At 35.7% G+C, this 16,640-nt stretch carries 18 protein-coding genes and 1 tRNA gene; 10 read left to right on the top strand and 9 right to left on the bottom strand.

What is annotated here, in order from left to right; translation table 11 throughout:
* Nucleotides 1–29 precede the first annotated feature (29 nt).
* The 5 genes from serC to rpsO all read right to left on the bottom strand — a co-directional run bounded on the left by serC (nt 30) and on the right by rpsO (nt 7,070).
* Nucleotides 30–1,097: a 3-phosphoserine/phosphohydroxythreonine transaminase gene (gene serC / locus G521_RS0109350; protein ID WP_026898296.1), complete on the bottom strand. Its 1,068-nt coding sequence runs from the start codon at nt 1,095–1,097 to the stop codon at nt 30–32.
* A 91-nt stretch (nt 1,098–1,188) separates the two neighbouring features.
* Complete coding sequence (locus G521_RS0109345) at nt 1,189–3,579, bottom strand: TonB-dependent receptor (protein ID WP_155975739.1); 2,391 nt, start codon at nt 3,577–3,579, stop codon at nt 1,189–1,191.
* Between the two features lie 170 nt (nt 3,580–3,749).
* On the bottom strand, nt 3,750–4,421 hold the full coding sequence (rpe, locus tag G521_RS0109340) for a ribulose-phosphate 3-epimerase (RefSeq protein WP_026898294.1): 672 nt from the start codon (nt 4,419–4,421) through the stop codon (nt 3,750–3,752).
* Nucleotides 4,422–4,532: 111 nt separating this feature from the next.
* Nucleotides 4,533–6,674: a polyribonucleotide nucleotidyltransferase gene (gene pnp / locus G521_RS0109335; RefSeq protein WP_026898293.1), complete on the bottom strand. Its 2,142-nt coding sequence runs from the start codon at nt 6,672–6,674 to the stop codon at nt 4,533–4,535.
* Nucleotides 6,675–6,791: 117 nt separating this feature from the next.
* Complete coding sequence (gene rpsO / locus G521_RS0109330; RefSeq protein ID WP_026898292.1) at nt 6,792–7,070, bottom strand: 30S ribosomal protein S15; 279 nt, start codon at nt 7,068–7,070, stop codon at nt 6,792–6,794.
* A 162-nt stretch (nt 7,071–7,232) separates the two neighbouring features.
* Here rpsO and G521_RS0109325 point away from each other — a divergent pair, with 162 nt between their 5' ends.
* The gene (locus tag G521_RS0109325; protein WP_026898291.1) at nt 7,233–7,655 is read left to right on the top strand and encodes an acyl-CoA thioesterase; all 423 of its coding nucleotides are present in this window, start codon (nt 7,233–7,235) and stop codon (nt 7,653–7,655) included.
* A 15-nt stretch (nt 7,656–7,670) separates the two neighbouring features.
* Here G521_RS0109325 and G521_RS0109320 read toward each other — a convergent pair whose 3' ends face one another.
* Nucleotides 7,671–8,657, bottom strand: coding sequence for a D-alanine--D-alanine ligase (locus G521_RS0109320; protein ID WP_026898290.1), 987 nt, complete (start codon nt 8,655–8,657; stop codon nt 7,671–7,673).
* A gap of 288 nt (nt 8,658–8,945) precedes the next feature.
* On the opposite strand from G521_RS0109320, the gene G521_RS0109315 reads away from it, so the two are divergent.
* The 7 genes from G521_RS0109315 (at nt 8,946) to G521_RS0109290 (ending at nt 13,075) form a co-directional block, all read left to right on the top strand.
* Entirely contained in the window at nt 8,946–9,713 is a 768-nt protein-coding gene (locus G521_RS0109315; RefSeq protein WP_026898289.1) for a PASTA domain-containing protein, read from the top strand.
* A gap of 1 nt (nt 9,714) precedes the next feature.
* Nucleotides 9,715–10,023 carry a rhodanese-like domain-containing protein gene (locus G521_RS0109310; protein ID WP_026898288.1) on the top strand — a complete coding sequence of 103 codons (309 nt, stop codon included), beginning with the start codon at nt 9,715–9,717 and terminating at the stop codon, nt 10,021–10,023.
* A 26-nt stretch (nt 10,024–10,049) separates the two neighbouring features.
* The gene (gene mltG / locus G521_RS0109305; RefSeq protein WP_026898287.1) at nt 10,050–11,099 is read left to right on the top strand and encodes an endolytic transglycosylase MltG; all 1,050 of its coding nucleotides are present in this window, start codon (nt 10,050–10,052) and stop codon (nt 11,097–11,099) included.
* Entirely contained in the window at nt 11,099–11,506 is a 408-nt protein-coding gene (locus G521_RS0109300) for an acyl-CoA thioesterase (RefSeq protein WP_026898286.1), read from the top strand. Before mltG ends, G521_RS0109300 begins: the two co-directional genes overlap by 1 nt.
* Before the next feature lie 6 nt (nt 11,507–11,512).
* On the top strand, nt 11,513–12,499 hold the full coding sequence (locus G521_RS0109295; protein ID WP_026898285.1) for a YihY/virulence factor BrkB family protein: 987 nt from the start codon (nt 11,513–11,515) through the stop codon (nt 12,497–12,499).
* Nucleotides 12,500–12,604: 105 nt separating this feature from the next.
* Nucleotides 12,605–12,691: transfer RNA gene (locus tag G521_RS18135), tRNA-Ser, on the top strand.
* Between the two features lie 198 nt (nt 12,692–12,889).
* Nucleotides 12,890–13,075: a hypothetical protein gene (locus tag G521_RS0109290; RefSeq protein ID WP_026898284.1), complete on the top strand. Its 186-nt coding sequence runs from the start codon at nt 12,890–12,892 to the stop codon at nt 13,073–13,075.
* On the opposite strand, the gene G521_RS0109285 is transcribed toward G521_RS0109290, so the two are convergent.
* The 3 genes from G521_RS0109285 to G521_RS0109275 form a co-directional block, all read right to left on the bottom strand.
* On the bottom strand, nt 13,076–13,486 hold the full coding sequence (locus tag G521_RS0109285) for a hypothetical protein (protein ID WP_026898283.1): 411 nt from the start codon (nt 13,484–13,486) through the stop codon (nt 13,076–13,078). It abuts the gene before it with no gap.
* Between the two features lie 73 nt (nt 13,487–13,559).
* Complete coding sequence (locus G521_RS0109280) at nt 13,560–14,564, bottom strand: beta-propeller domain-containing protein (RefSeq protein ID WP_026898282.1); 1,005 nt, start codon at nt 14,562–14,564, stop codon at nt 13,560–13,562.
* 191 nt (nt 14,565–14,755) lie between these two features.
* A complete protein-coding gene (locus G521_RS0109275; protein ID WP_026898281.1) occupies nt 14,756–15,205 on the bottom strand; it encodes a KTSC domain-containing protein in 450 nt (149 codons plus the stop codon).
* Nucleotides 15,206–15,412: 207 nt separating this feature from the next.
* Here G521_RS0109275 and G521_RS0109265 point away from each other — a divergent pair, with 207 nt between their 5' ends.
* The gene (locus tag G521_RS0109265; protein WP_026898280.1) at nt 15,413–16,243 is read left to right on the top strand and encodes an MBL fold metallo-hydrolase; all 831 of its coding nucleotides are present in this window, start codon (nt 15,413–15,415) and stop codon (nt 16,241–16,243) included.
* A gap of 121 nt (nt 16,244–16,364) precedes the next feature.
* Entirely contained in the window at nt 16,365–16,640 is a 276-nt protein-coding gene (locus G521_RS16880; RefSeq protein ID WP_026898279.1) for a response regulator transcription factor, read from the top strand.

Below are 16,640 nucleotides of genomic sequence, written 5' to 3'. Positions count from 1 at the left end.
CCTGAAAAGTCAGGAAAAAAGTATTTCAATTATCTTCGTTTTTCAGCGAAATCCTGCATTGCATCTACCAAAACATGTACACTCGTACTCGGTAAGGCATTGTATAAAGAAGCACGGAAACCTCCCACACTACGGTGACCTTTCAGGCCAATAATTCCGCGGTCTTCGGTTAATTTTAAAAATTCTTTCTCAAGCTCCGGATTTTCCATTACAAAGCATACATTCATCCTTGAGCGGTCTTCAACTGCACATGTTCCTTTAAAGAACGGGTTACGGTCTATTTCGCGGTATAAATATTCTGATTTGTCGATATTTTCAATCTCAATCTGCTCCACTCCGCCTTTAGATTTTAACCAGCGAAGGTTAAGCATGGAAACATAAATTGAAAATACGGGTGGAGTATTATACATAGATCCGCCATCAATGTGAATTTTATAATCCAGCATAGACGGGATTTTACGGTCGATCTTACCTAAAAGCTCATCTTTTACAATGACAAGGGTTACTCCTGCCGGACCCATATTTTTTTGTGCGCCTGCATAAATCAGATCAAAATCTGCCACATTAATTTTACGGCTGAAAATATCTGATGACATATCACAAACTACAGGAACAGGCGATTTTGGGAAATGGTGCATTTCTGTACCATAAATTGTATTATTGGATGTGCAGTGAAAATAAGCTGCATCTTGTGGAATCGTATAATCTTTTGGAATAAAGGTGTAGTTTTTATCTTTTGATGAAGCAACAACCTCTACATTTCCAATAATCTTTGCTTCTTTAATTGCTTTGTTTGCCCAAACTCCTGTATCCAGATAAGCAGCTTTATGCCCATCTGCCAATAAGTTCATTGGAACCATACAAAACTGAAGACTTGCTCCTCCCTGTAATAATAAAACGGAATATCCGGCAGGAACATCTAAAAGTTCTTTCACCAAACGAACAGTTTCATCTACTACGGCTTCGAACTCGGGAGTACGATGTGATATTTCTAAAATAGACAATCCTGTAGGATTGAACTCCAGCACCGCTTGGGAGGCTTGCTTAAAAACTTCCTGTGGTAAAATGCAAGGACCTGCACCAAAATTATATGTCATGATCTTATTTTTTTATGCTGCAAAATTAGAAGAATTCTATTGGAAAGGTTAATTGAATTCTAAAAACTTCCAAGTTATTTTCATTTTTTTCTTAATTAATATGTGTTTTAAACTTCGCAATCAGCCTGATATTTAACTGTCTGGAGGTTAAATAATTCGGAATAGCATACTGGTTATTATTTATATCCTTAATCCATAAAAATGAAACTGTATTATTAATATCCAGCAAATTAAATATCTCCGCGTAAGCCACAAAAGAAGTAAAATATTTATGAAGAAAAACAGGTTTTCGGCGGCTTTCCGAATCCAGAAAATCTTTGGAGAATCCTATATCAACACGCTTATAGGCCGGAATTTTAAAAACATCCCGGTATCTATCTGTATTGGGCGGGCCAATTGGCAATGCAGCGCCGTACAACAAAGTTAAATGAACTTTATTTGCAGGATTTTTTAATAAGCGATCCTGAAAAAATGCCGAAAAATTTATCCTCTGATCTGAAGGCCGTTTTAAGAAACCCGGTTCTATACGTACCGTGTTTCCGGATGCATCTTTCTGAAAATAGAAATCTCCTTCAATGTCTTCGGCGGTTTTCATAAAAGAGAGCCTGAACGTTGATTCCAGCTCTCTTACAAACTTTCCGCCTAAACTAAAATCTGCTCCGGCAGCATATCCCCTTGCTTGCTGATCAGCATAATACCGGATTCGCAAATTCTCAATTTTATAAGGAGTTAAACGCGATAGATGTTTGTAATATACTTCAGAGCTAAATTTCAATTCAGTGTTGAGGGCAATAAATCTATATTCTGCGCCTGTTAAAAAATGCAGGGATCGCTGCGCTTTGGCATCCGGATTTAGAGACCCGTTAAAATTTCTGAATTCTTTATAAAAAGGCTGCTGATCATAAGATCCGGCTGAGACCTTTAACTGTAAATTTGTATTTGCCGTGTACGATAAATTAATCCTGGGACTGATTAATAGCTGAGCTGTATACGAGTTGTAGTTAGCCCGAATGCCTGAAGCGATGGAAGTGCGGGAATTCGCCTGAAACGTATTCTGAATAAATCCGCTAATGCTATGATTTGATACTATATTTTGGGTATTTACATAATTAGATAAAATCAGCGGCCCTGGATTATTTGGTAACGTAAACCCTGCCGAATCAATTAAGCTGTATTCATTCAATTGATCATTAAAATTAGTTAACTGATACCTAATACCTGTTTCAAGAAAAGTTCGCTGAAACTGTTTATACATTCTCAACTCAGAACTATAAATATAGGCCTTAAGTATATTACGTGCATAATCGAGATTAGAGCCTATGCCCCTACTGGCCCTAACTTTTCCAAAATCAGGATTTCCGAACGCGGTTTCAATCTCGTCAAACACATAACGGCCTTCAATATCAATTCTTTCGCGTTCATTAATCTTAAATCCCGAATTAATCCATTTGATGTTTAAGCTGCCAGAAGGTTTGTAAAGAACGGTAAACGCTCCCATTGCCGATTCATACCGGTCAGCCTCCTTTCCGTTATACTCAACCTGCAATCTCAATACCTCATTAAAAGTTCCAAACTTGGTTTCCCTGCTCTGTGGCTCCAGATTGAAATTACTTAAATTGTAATTTCCTAAGAATGAAACATTCCATTTCTTATTTAAATCACGGTTGAAAAGAAATTGAAAATCCGAAAAATCAGGCTCGTATGCGCCTTTTGTATCCTGAGAATTTAATAAAGATTTATTAGTTTTTAACCGAACTCCGGCTAAAAAATATTGGTTCCGATATGGAAGCTTTATGGTAGCTGAATTTCCTAAATTACCTATGGAAACGGAACTGAAAGCGCTGTCGGGCCTCAGATATTTAACATCCAGAACAGAGGATAGCTTATCGCCATACCGGGCTTCAAAACCACCCGCAGAAAATTTCACCGGTCCGGCAAGCTCCGGATTTATAAAACTTAAACCCTCCTGCTGTCCATTTCGGATTAGCAAAGGGCGGTATATTTCCACATCATTTACATACACCAGATTCTCATCAAAATTACCTCCGCGAACAGAATACTGTGAACTCAGTTCATTATTGGATGAAACCCCGGGCAGAGTCTTTAGTATAGATTCGAAATTTCCGGAAGCAGCAGGTAAATTTTGAAATGATGCGGCATCCAGCAAAATGGAATTGCTGGTATTATTGGTACTTCCACGAACCTGAACTTCATCCAAAGAACGCAAATCCTGATATAGAGTTACATTCTGTTTATTCAACTGATTTTCCAGAAGTCCGATTTCCAGGATAAGGTTTTTATAGCCTACGCGACTATAAATAACTACAATCCGGTTTAGGGGTACAGTCAGACTGTAAAAACCTTCCTCGTTTGTTTGAGTGGCATTTTTTGTATCCGCTATACGAACGGTGACACCAGTTAAAGGCTGGGATTTTTCTGAAAATACATATCCGCTGAACGTTGTGGTCTTTTGCGCATACAAAGGAATGGCAAAAAAAACAATAAATATAAAGATGAAATATTTTAGAAAAAATTGATTTATCGCCAATATTCTATAAAGCCAAAATGTTTATGTTGTAAAGATTAAGTTCTAAATTAATAAACATTTTGGCAATCCAGGCTTTCAGAGATCATCTGATAATATTAAAAAAATCAGGCGGTTTTTATTTGGGGACTTATATTTTTTAATTGAGAAATCATTTGAGAAGGATTTTCATCGGCAAAAACGGCATTACCGGCAACTAAAACATTTGCGCCTGCCTGCAGCAAAGCTAAGGTATTATGAACGCCAACACCTCCATCAACTTCGATCAGCAAATCTTCATTTCTGCCAGCACACATGGCTTTTAGTTCCCTGATTTTCTTGTAGGTGTTTTCAATAAATTTCTGACCACCAAAGCCAGGATTTACAGACATAAGGCAAACGAGGTCTATATTATCAATAATATCTTCAAGCAAATGAACCGGTGTATGCGGATTTAATGCCACTCCTGCTTTACATCCAAGATCCCGGATTGCCTGCAAAGTGCGGTGAAGATGAGTACAGGCTTCATAGTGAACTGTAATATTTGCAGCACCTGCATTTTTAAACTGTTCGAGATAACGGTCAGGTTCCACAATCATTAAATGTACATCCAGTGGCTTTGTAGCATATTTATTTATAGCAGACATTACCGGAAAGCCGAATGACATATTGGGTACAAAAACGCCGTCCATAATATCAATATGAAACCAATCTGCATCACTGCGATTAATCATTTCAACATCTCTTTGCAGATTAGCAAAATCAGCAGATAAAACAGAAGGGGCTATTAAGTGGCTCATGGTGCAAATTTATAATTAAAGACCGTTTATCTTCTTAAGAATTTAAAAATGTAAAATGGCATTAAAAACAAAACCCGCCTCTGTTACCAGGGCGGGTTATTTGAATATTTATTATTGTTTGGGAGCTTCTTCCGGTCTTGGAGGACGTGGAAGTAAAGCTTTACGCGATAATTTTAATTTACCTTGTTTATCAACTTCCAGTAATTTAACCTCAACAGTATCTCCAACGTTTAGAACTCCATCCATACTCTCGTAACGTTTCCAGTCAATTTCTGAGATGTGCAATAAACCATCTTTACCAGGCATAATTTCAACAAATGCTCCAAAAGGCATAATTGTTTTCACTTTCCCCTGATAAATCTCACCAACTTCGGGCTTGGAAGCAATAGCTTTGATGCGGCTAACAGCTTTATCAATAGCTTCCTTATTATCAGCAAAGATTTGGATTATACCAAGATTATCTTTTTCTTCAATAGCAATGGTAGCACCGGTTTCACGCTGCATTTCCTGAATAATTTTTCCTCCGGGTCCAATAATTGCACCAATAAATTCTTTGTCGATTTTTAAGGTTACAATACGTGGTGCATGAGGCTTATAATCTTCACGGGGAGCGTCAATGGTTTTCTTCATTTCATTTAAGATATGAAGACGTGCTTCGTTAGCTTGTTTTAAGGCAGCTGTTAACACTTCCCATTTCAATCCATTGATTTTTAAGTCCATCTGGCAGGCTACAATACCTTTCTCTGTTCCCGTAACTTTGAAATCCATATCACCTAAATGATCTTCATCACCCAGAATATCAGAAAGGATAGCATATTTACCAGTTTTTTCATCGGAGATTAATCCCATTGCAATTCCTGAAACAGGAGCTTTGATTTTAATACCAGCATCCATTAATGCCAATGTAGCGGCACAAACTGTTGCCATAGACGATGATCCGTTTGATTCTAAAATATCAGAAACAATTCGAATGGTATACGGATTCTCATCACCCGGCAATACTTTTTTCAATGAACGCATCGCCAGATTACCATGACCAATTTCACGACGGCCTACTCCACGGTTAGGTCGAACCTCGCCTGTAGAAAAAGCCGGGAAATTATAATGTAATAAGAATTTTTGATAACCATTAAAGAAAGCCCCGTCAATTAGCTGCTCATCAGATTTTGCACCTAAAGTAACTGTAGTTAATGATTGAGTTTCGCCACGTGTAAAAATTGCTGATCCGTGTGCAGATGGCAAATAACTAATTTCGCTCCAGATTGGACGTACGGTACGTGAATCACGACCATCCAAACGAATTCCTTCGTCTAAAACAAGATTACGAACTGCATCATACTGAACATCGTGAAAATATTTTTTAGCTAAGAATTTGGTGTCATCAGAGGCATCATCACCCAGCTTTGCCATGAATAATTCCTGTATTTCAGCAAATTTTTGAGTACGCTCATGTTTTGAAGAACCCGATTTCGCGATAGCATACACCTGATCATATGTTTCAGAAAATGCTCTTTCTCTTAATTCGGGGTTATTGTTTTCGTGGTTGTATGAACGCTTAACGGTTTTACCAACCATTTCAGCTAATTCTTTTTGGGCCTGAACCTGAATGATAATTGCTTTATGAGCAAATTCAATTGCTTCTACCATTTCAATTTCAGAAATTTCGTCTGCTTCGCCTTCAACCATTACGATATCCTGCTCAGTACCTGCAACCAGAAATTCCATAGTTGCACGCTGAAGATCATCCAGGTATGGATTAATCACCAATTTTCCGTCAATTTTAGCTACACGAACTTCAGAAATCGGTCCGTTAAACGGGATGTCTGAAACAGCTATAGCGGCCGAAGCTGCTAAACCCGCCAAGCAATCGGGCATAATGTTTTTATCGGCAGAGATTAAAGAGATCATTACCTGAGTATCCGAATGATAATCTTCCGGAAACATAGGGCGCAAAGCACGATCTACCAAACGGGATATTAAAACTTCATAATCAGATAGTCTGGCTTCGCGGCGTAAGAAACCACCAGGAATACGACCAGTAGAAGCATACTTCTCCTGATAATCTACAGAAAGCGGTAAGAAATCTACACCAGCCTTAGCACCTACAGTAGAAACTACAGTTGCCAGTAACATGGTATCACCCATTCTTACTACCACAGAACCATCAGCCTGTTTAGCTAATTTTCCTGTTTCGATTTCGATCATTCGGCCATCGCCAAGATCAAATTTTTTGCTAATTAAGTTATAACTCATCTTTTTATATGTGCGATGTACTTTTCCTCTTTAGAGCACATCATTTTTTATATGAACGTTTTTTTTTAAATTAAAAAGCCATCTCTAAGGAGATGGCTTAACATAGTTTTGCTAAGATTATTTAATGATATCTCTTAACTGCAATGCTTTGATGATAGCACGGTATCTGTTAATATCCTTTTTGAAAAGGTATGCTAACAAAGCACGACGCTTACCAACTAATTTCTGAAGAGATAATTGAGTTGAAAAATCTTTCTTATTTTTCTTCAGATGCCCGGTTAAATGAGCAATACGAGCGGTAAACAAAGCTACCTGGCCTTCAGCTGAACCTGTATCGGTTGCGCCTTTACCGTGTTTGGCAAAAATTTCTGCCTTGAATTCGTTACTTAAATACATTACGTGAATAATATTAAAGCGGTTAATAAATAAACAATTAGGCGCAAAGATAGGAATTGAAGGTGATTTAAACAAGGAAATATTACGTATGAATTTAGATCAGATTGTGCTATTAATATATTGCAGGATTTGATTTTCTGAAAAAACAAGCATCTTTGCAGAATGCAAGAAACACCTATCTACAGCACGTTTATCAGTGAATTTAAAGTAAGGCCTGATGATATTGATATGTTTAATCATGTGCATAACAGTACTTATTTTGATTATGTGCTCGCTGCCAGATATGAACAAATGGAAACTTCATACGGCATGCCCATGGAAGATTTTCTGAAACAGGGTTACGGATGGGTAGTTAGGGCAGCTTTTGTAGATTATAAAAGGCCTTTGGGATTAGGCGATTTATTTACTGTTGAAACCGGAATTGAGAGCATCAACACGAAAGGTTGCCGAGTAAAATTTGAAATTAAGATTAAGAAAAACAATAAAGTTGCCTGCAACGGTTGGTTTGATTATGTAATGATTGATATAAAAAGTGGCCGAGGAATGAAAGTATCTGAAGAAATGATTACGCGATATTCTATTTAAAAAAGTAGTACCGGATTAATCCAGTACTACTTCTATAAGCTCAGTATAAAAATCTTTAATAGTTCTTCCTGCAGCTCTAACTTGTTGAGGAATGATACTATTTTCTGACTGACCGGGAACCGTATTAATTTCAATAAAATAAAATTTAGCCGATTCTTCTTCAAGGATATAATCAATACGAACAACTCCTTTACAGTTTAGAACGCTGTAAACATTTTTCACTACTTCTTCTACCCGATTCAATTCTTCAGAGTTCATCCTGCCGGGAGTAATCTCTTCAGAAACACCCGTTGTATATTTAGCTTCAAAGTCAAAAAACTCTTTCGACGTGATTATTTCGGTAGCCGGAAGAACCTTTATTCCCTCTTTACCTTTATAAACACCAATAGTAAATTCACGGCCTTTAATAAATTCTTCTACCAAAACCTGAGAATCTTCAGCGAAAGCTTTGTTTAAAGCTTCAGGAAGTTCACCGGAACTCTTCACTTTACTCATTCCAATGCTGCTTCCTCCGTTATTCGGTTTTACAAAAAGCGGAAATGAAAGATCTGCGCTGACTTTCTGAATACTTTCTTCGCCGTTCACAAATAATTGTCTGGAACGTGCAGTAAATAAGTCTTCAACTTCGTCAACAATTGCTTTGGTATACCCTTTATTCATGGTTATTGCAGAAGTAAGCGCATCACAGGTTGTATATGGTATGGATAGCATATCAAAATAACCCTGTAGTTTTCCATCTTCACCCGGAGAACCATGCAAACCTATAAACACACAATCAAATTTCACATGATCGCCGTTCAGAGCTAAAGAAAAATCATTCCGGTCAATTTCATGATTCTTTAATTCCTCATCCTGGTAATACCAGCTTTCTTTAGTGATAATGATTTTGTAAACATTAAATTTATCAGGATCTAAATTTTTACCGATAACCTCTGCGCTTTTCAATGAGATTACAGATTCTCCGGTAAATCCTCCGGTAACTAAAGCAATCGTTTTTTTCATTCTTTATTTGATATTTAGATCAATATTTTTTCAATAATAAAAATATTAATGTACTGGCCACTGAACCACATTGCATTTGGAATTAAAATACTAATGGCTGGCGCCAAATATAATTGTTAATAGTTTGAATAATAAACTGTCGCAATTATTATCTTCCATTATCCTAATATTTGATTTAAGTTTGGCATTTGATCGTATACATTGTATATTATTGTCAGTGCTTATTTAGCTTTAAGCGTTTGCAACATCTGGCATTTATTATACAAATTAACCACCGTTACCAGCACAATGAGTAAATTTTATAACTACCTGCGTACTAAAAACTTCCGCAATAATTTCATCATCGCAATTGTATCAATAGTGGTTTTTTTAGCCATAATTTTTTATAGTTTAAATTTATATACCCGCCACGGAGAAGGATTACCGGTACCTAAGTTAAAAGGATTATCGGTTGAAGAAGCAATTCAGCTCCTGGAGTCAAAAGGGTTAAGGTATCAAATTGATTCGGTGTATTTAAATGATAAAAAACCGGGCGAAGTAGTTGAGCAAGACCCTGATGCAAACACCAATGTAAAACAGAACCGTACAATTTATCTGACCATAATAACCCGTCAGGCACCCAATATCAACTTCCCGGATATTGACGGGAAAACCTTTTTAGAAGCCCGGGCCATCCTTAATAATTACGGATTAAAACTTGGTGATACCACTTATACATCGGATGTAGCACGTGATGTGGTTCTGCAGATTTCTTTCGGAGGACAGTCGATTTCTACAAATCAACAGGTTCCAAAAGGTTCGAGAATCAGTCTTGTTTTAGGGGACGGAATGGGTGCCAGCGAAGTTGATTTACCCAATCTGCTGGGATTGAACTTAAATGAAGCACGTCTTTCATTATTAGGATCTTCTTTAAATCTGGGAAGTATTACCTACGAAGGAATTTTAACAGATACGTTAAATGCCCGGATCACCAAGCAATTCCCCGCTTTAAGCGATTCATTAAGTAAAGTGAGCATTGGAACGCAGGTTGATGTAGTATTATCTAACGATAATTAAAATGAACATTTCCGCATATGAATTAAAGCAGTTATGCGATAATTCTGAACCCATTCTGATTATAGATGTACGCGAAGAACTCGAGTTCCATACGTTTAACATTGGTGGCGTTAATATACCTTTGGGAATCTTAATAAGAACAATAGAAGAACTGAATTACGATAAACGGCAGCAAATAATAGTGGTTTGTCAGCGAGGTTTAAGAAGCGAAACCGCCCGCCGGGTTTTAACAGACAATGGATTTTTAAACGTTAAAAATCTGCATGGGGGTTTACTTGCATGGAGAAAAGTAAATCAAAATTTAGTATAGAATTCAAATTAACAAATTGAAGACAAATGACAGAAAAATCAAATAAATTAAGCTTTGGTATTAAAGTGGGGATTGCGTTGGCAGGATTACTAATCTTAATTCTCAGCGTAACTGCGTATAATTATTATCTGAATTTTTTTAGTGCCAATGTAACCGGTGAGCAGGAATATTTATATATCCCAACCGGTTCTGAATTTAATGATGTTTTGAAATCTATTAAAGATCAAAAAATAGTAAAAGATACCGCAACATTTTTGTGGTCAGCTCAAAACATGGATTATATTGATGTAAAGCCCGGCAAATACAAACTTGAAAAAGGAATGAGCAACCGTAAGTTCATTAATATGCTGAAATCCGGAAATCAGGAACCTGTTAAATTAGGATATCAAAACGTAAGACTTAAAGAAACCTTTGCGGGAATGGTCGCTAAAAAAATTGAAGCAGATTCTGCATCAATCATTAATTTATTAGATTCTGCAGAATATGTTCAAAAATTCGGATTTGATACCAGTTCCGTTTATGTCATGTTTATACCTAATTCTTATGAACTGTACTGGAACACTTCTGCAGAAAAATTCTTTAGCAGAATGCACACGGAGTACCAGAAATTTTGGAATGCCGAAAGGAAAGCAAAAGCTGAAAAGATAGGATTAACTCCTGTTCAGGTTAGTATTTTGGCTTCAATAGTTGATGGCGAAGCTTTACATGATAAAGAAATGCCAGTTATTGCCGGTTTATATATGAATCGTTTTAATAAGGGTATCAAGCTGGAAGCGGATCCAACGGTAATTTTTGCCAATAATGATTTTACTATCAGAAGAGTACTGAACAAACATCTTCGCAAAGATTCACCATACAACACGTATTTAAATAAAGGACTTCCCCCGGGACCTATTGCTATGCCAAGCATAAATGCTATTGATGCCGTATTGAATTATTCAAAGCATGAATATATATATATGTGTGCTAAAGAAGATTTTTCAGGTTATCATGCATTTGCCTCTACCTTGTCAGAACATCTTGTAAATGCCCGCAAATTTCAAAAAGCGTTAAACGATAAAAATATTAAGAAGTAATGTTCATACATTCCACAAAACTTCGGGTAAGGTATGCAGAAACTGATCAGATGGGCTATATGTATTATGGCAACTATGCTCAGTTTTATGAAGTTGGGAGAGTTGAAATGCTCAGAAGTCTGGGTATGAGTTACAAATCAATGGAAGAATCGGGTATTATTATGCCTGTTTTGGATTTAAAATGTAAATTTATCAAGCCGGCTTTGTACGATGAAGAAATTACTGTAAAAGTAATTATAGCTAAACTTCCCTCGGTCAGGATTCATTTTCAATATGAATTATATAATGAAAGCGGGGATTTAATCAATATTGGCGAAACCACGCTTGTATTTGTTGATATCAAACGAAATAAACCTTGCATGCCATCCGAAGATTTTTTGAACAGGTTGAAGATATTTTTTAATTAAAATTTAATGAACTGGCTTCACAAATTTTTATTAAAGTTTAAACCTTATTACATATTGGTAGAGTGGTCTAAAGTAATGATCCTTCCGGGATTTAGTCCTTTGCCATTATTTACTGTTGCTACTTTCTTTTTCCAGGAAATAGGTAAGGATTCTCTGGTTAATAAAGCTTCTTCGCTGGCCTATAATTTCATGCTGGCTATTTTTCCGGCCATCATTTTTTTATTTACACTAATTCCATACATCCCTATAACTAATTTTCAGGATCAGTTATTAAACTTAATTTCTTTGGTTCTTCCAACCAGTGCGTACCTGGCGGTAGAGTCAACATTAGAAGATATTGTAAAAAATCAAAATTCTAAATTATTATCCTTTGGTTTCATATTCGCCCTTTTCTTTGCAACCAATGGCGTACATACTCTAATGGAAGCCTTCAATAAATCATCACTGATTATTGAAACCCGAACCTGGATTAAGCAGCGTTTAGTTGCATTATATTTAACCCTGATTATCGCTTTTGCACTTATTTCCGGACTGGTAATCATCACTATCGGTGAATACATCTTCTCTTACCTAAAATCAGAAATGGGATTTAAGGATGCATTCTGGATATTCATTATAAATCTGGGAAGATGGATTATTTTAATCTGCATTTACTTTGTCACCATTTCAATATTATACAGATATGGACCGGCACACGCCAAAAAATGGAAATTTTTTAGTGCCGGTTCCTGGATGGCTACCATTCTGGCTATTTTAACTTTTGCCGGTTTCTCCTATTACATCAATAATTTCGGAACTTATAATAAAGTATATGGATCAATAGGAACTTTGCTGGTGCTTATGATCTGGCTCTATTTAAATTCACTCATCATCCTTGTAGGTTTTGAATTAAATGCCAGTATTGATCTTTCAAAACGAAGTATTAAGATAGTTAAACCACATTTTAACAGCTTCAGAAGCCCCGATCCGCAGGCTAATCTCACCAAAAAATAGATTTACAGAAAATATTTCCTGTTCAATATCTGATAGTTAGGACAAATAAAAGAAATAAACACAATCTTAATTTGCAGAATTGACTTGAGTTTGTACTTTTGTGGCGGAGAGCTGGCAGAGTGGTCGATTGCGGCAGTCTTGAAAACTGTTGAACTGTTACAGGTTCCTGGGGTTCGAATCCCTAGCTCTCCGCTTAAAAATGCAAAAAGCCTGAAATTATATAATTTCAGGCTTTTTATTTCCCGGAGAAATTTAAAGACAGGAAATTGTAAATCGCTTCTCTTTTTGGGATAAAATCAGCCTGATTCATTTAGCATAAAAACAAAAACTATAGGCGAACCGATTTTTATTTAATAAAATAAGTATGTTAGCCAAAATCACAAAAAAGATATGAAAGTTGAATTAAGTCATGCCGACGATAAAAAAGCTAAAAGAGCAATTGAAGTGAATTCGGTTGAAGATTTATTGAATATTTGCAAGAAGTTTGATCGTGATGTTATTATCTCTTTACCAATGCAGGGAACCAAAAGCAAATTTGACTTTTATGCAATGGTTTATGATGATAGTATAGAATAATTAATACGCTTTCTTTATAGCTTTTATGCGGGTGCCATTTGCCATCATCGTTTCAAAAATAAGCACCGTATCTGTAAGCTCCTTAATTAAAAAGGGGAAATCCCGGGTCCGGCCATCCTCCAAAAGCTCCGTATACCTTATCATCTGATTTTCCATCTTAAAAGTACCGTGTGACAGTATTTTTCCGCCCCACGTAATCGAAAGTTTATTGGGAGAATAAAAGCTTATAGACGGGTTCTGAAACTGTAGCTCATCGGCTGATATATTTTCCTGATCATTAACATCCAGATTCTTAATTTCCACATATTTCCATTCGCCATATAATTTATCGGCGTTTATCGAATTACAGCTACTAAGAATAAGAGTAAATAAACTGAATAATAGGAAATATTGAAAAGATGGAAGTTTCAAAATAGATTATATATTAGTTTAGCAGTAATGCATTAGCTTTAGATTTATCAAAGTGCTTTGAAAACAAATGAATTTAATTCTTTTTACGTTGAATTGGTCCAACTGTAACTTCTTTTGTTTTCCGTTTCTTGCTTGCAAAACGTTTTTGAAGATCAATAACCCGCACAGAAAAAGAATCTGACTTACCCGAACCACTATTAAGATCATCCAGATTTGAATCTACAATGTAGATTTTATTCCCTACAGTTTCGGCTGTATTCGGATGAATATATTTATAATTATCAGTCCGCAATACTTTGGCATTTTTCCAACTGTTATTGCTGTTTATTATATGAACCTTGTTATAACCCTGGGCCTGCGACATCACCAATAAATTATTTGAGGTAAATTGCAAGCCATTAACCCCCTTAAAATTTCCCTGTATTTCTACTTCAGAAATCTTCACGCTGTCTTTTAAATCAATTTTATATAGCTGACCGCTTTTGCTTAATGCAACCAGCAAATATCCATGTTTATGGTATACAATTCCATTTAGATTCCGACCGTCACTTTTAAAATAATCGCTGCTCACTAAAACCGAGGCTTGACCTTGTGCATCGACTTTATAAATAACCGGGGAATAGCTATCTGTAATATAAATATTGCCGGCATCATCCAATGCCAGATCATTTACAAAATGCGGACCTTTAAACAAGGTGTCTAAATTGATTACGGAAGTAATTTTATTTGAAAGGAGATCTATTTTAACCAGCCTGGCTATATTATACTTACTTTTCTCAGATGAATATGACGAATAACCCAGATCACCGCTTAATACATAAAGATTATTGCCCTTAATTTTCAATCCCGAAGTAGCCACTAAAGAACTGTCATTTAAAAGAACTGTATATTCTCCCTTTTCATTAACCGCAGCAATTTGTCCCTTTTTCATTGAGCCTACAATGAACTGCTTCTTTGCAGGATAATAAGCGATACTTTGAGGATAAATGTCTGATACAAAATAGTTGATTACCAAATTTTGGGATTGAGCATTCCCGGCAAAACATACAACTAAACAAATGAATAAAAAATTCTTCATACTTAAATTTTTAATAATTATTCACTTAATTCTAAGATATGAATTTACTTATTTTTAATAACTATTGACTGCTCCCTTTCATATTTCTAATAACTAAACTCCATTCTGTTATTATTTTACGCATAAAAAAAAGCTGACGGATTTTAAATCCTGTCAGCTTATGTTCAATAAAAATCTGTACTTATAAAACTTTAGGCTGTAGCCTGTTTCTGTACATTACGATATAAAAATGCATTGTAAATATGTCTGCGGGCAAATCTTCCCGGAGAATCGGCATTGATAAGTTTGATATAAATCCCTTTGGGAACATCGAAATACTCATAACTGCTTCCATCTGTAAAATCAACCTTTAATGTTTGGGCGGTATACTGAAAATCCAAAATATTGGAAGTAGAGATTGTTTGGGTGTATTCCGGAAGTGTAGAAGCCTGGGTTTCGGCAGATATGCTTACCAGAAAATGATACGCTTCAATAATTTCTTTACACTTTTCTTCCGCTTCCAGCTTCTCATCTTCGGCATTATTTCTAAACTTATCCGGATGAAGATCTTTCATGAAATTGCGGTAAACCGTTTTAAGTTCCTTAAGTTCAACCGTTTTGTTAACTCCTAAAAGCTTTCTGTAATCGACAATTTTTTTCATAAATTATTTTAATGGTCATTGTCTCTGATCGCATTAAGCAACTGCTTTTTCTGCATTTTTCAGGGAAACAATTTTTTTGCAAAGGTAGTATTTAAAAATTCTTATAAAGACTATCCGGCAAAAATGGATCATAATGATTTATAACAATGTGATTTTTTAAAAAATAGTTCAAAATTTTCTAAAATAAACAGGTTTCTTTGCAAATAAATGTCGCTATACATCACCTCCTTAAATTCCGGAAGTAACGGTAATTGCTATTACATTGGCAATAAGACTGATGCTGTATTGATTGATGCCGGGATTTCCTGCCGGGAAATAGAAAAACGAATGCTTCGCTTAGGGCTTTCCATGAGTAATCTGAAAGCTGTCTTTATTTCCCATGAACATTCAGATCACATTCGTGGAGTTTCCATCCTGGCCAAAAAATATAATTTGCCCATATACATCAGCAGTGGAACGCTGGCTGGCATGAGTAATTTAATCGAAGATTCTTTGGTAAAGGTTTTTAATGGCTTTGACGAAATAAAAATCGGCGAGTTAAAAATTACTGCATTTCCTAAAATCCACGATGCTTCAGATCCTCATAGCTTTATTATAACCTTTGAGAATATTAATATCGGAGTTTTTACAGATTTGGGCTCCGTATGCAAAAACCTGATCACTTATTTTAAGCAATGCCATGCTGCTTTTCTGGAAGCTAATTATGACGAGGAATTATTAAATTCAGGAAATTATCCTTATTATTTAAAGAACCGTATTCGCGGAGGAAATGGCCATTTGTCCAATCATCAGGCACTTGAGCTTTTTAAAACCCATAAGCCGCGACACATGAGCCACCTTTTATTATCCCATCTTTCAAAAGATAACAATTGTCCGGAGCTTGTACAGTCTTTATTTAGTAAACAATGCTCGGAAACTAAAATAATTGTTGCGTCCAGGTTTGTAGAAACTCCTGTTTATTTAATTGAAGCTAAAAATTCTACCGATTACATATTTCCTATTACTTTAAAACCCCTGCAACTTTCCCTATTTGATTAATTGTATGTAATTTCTATCTCAGAAATTGTGAATCAAAATGCTTGAAATCAATTCTGATTAAACAGTAAATTACATCAGTAATATCCTAATACTAAATTATCATCTTTAATTATAAGGTGTAATGAAAATTGCAGCAATAAAACATAGGCATAGCATGGTAGATTTCAAACCCGCTTTTATTGATCATAATGAAGCAAGTAAATTTCAATTACTTACCAGGAGAGAAAAAGAAATCATTCGCTTAATTGCCGATGGTCATACCAGTATGAATATTTCGAATGGCTTATTTATTTCTATTCACACAGTAAATAATCATCGCAAAAATATTTACAAAAAACTCCAAACGAATAATATAGCAATTCTTATCAGGTTTGCTGTAAAGTTTAATCTGGTTTAA

Origin of the sequence: Daejeonella oryzae DSM 19973, from assembly GCF_000422945.1 — a bacterium.
In the GTDB taxonomy this organism is placed as follows: Bacteria; Bacteroidota; Bacteroidia; order Sphingobacteriales; family Sphingobacteriaceae; genus Daejeonella; species Daejeonella oryzae.
The sequence above is the reverse complement of the archived record's forward strand: the minus strand, read 5'-3'. Positions and strand labels throughout refer to the sequence as shown.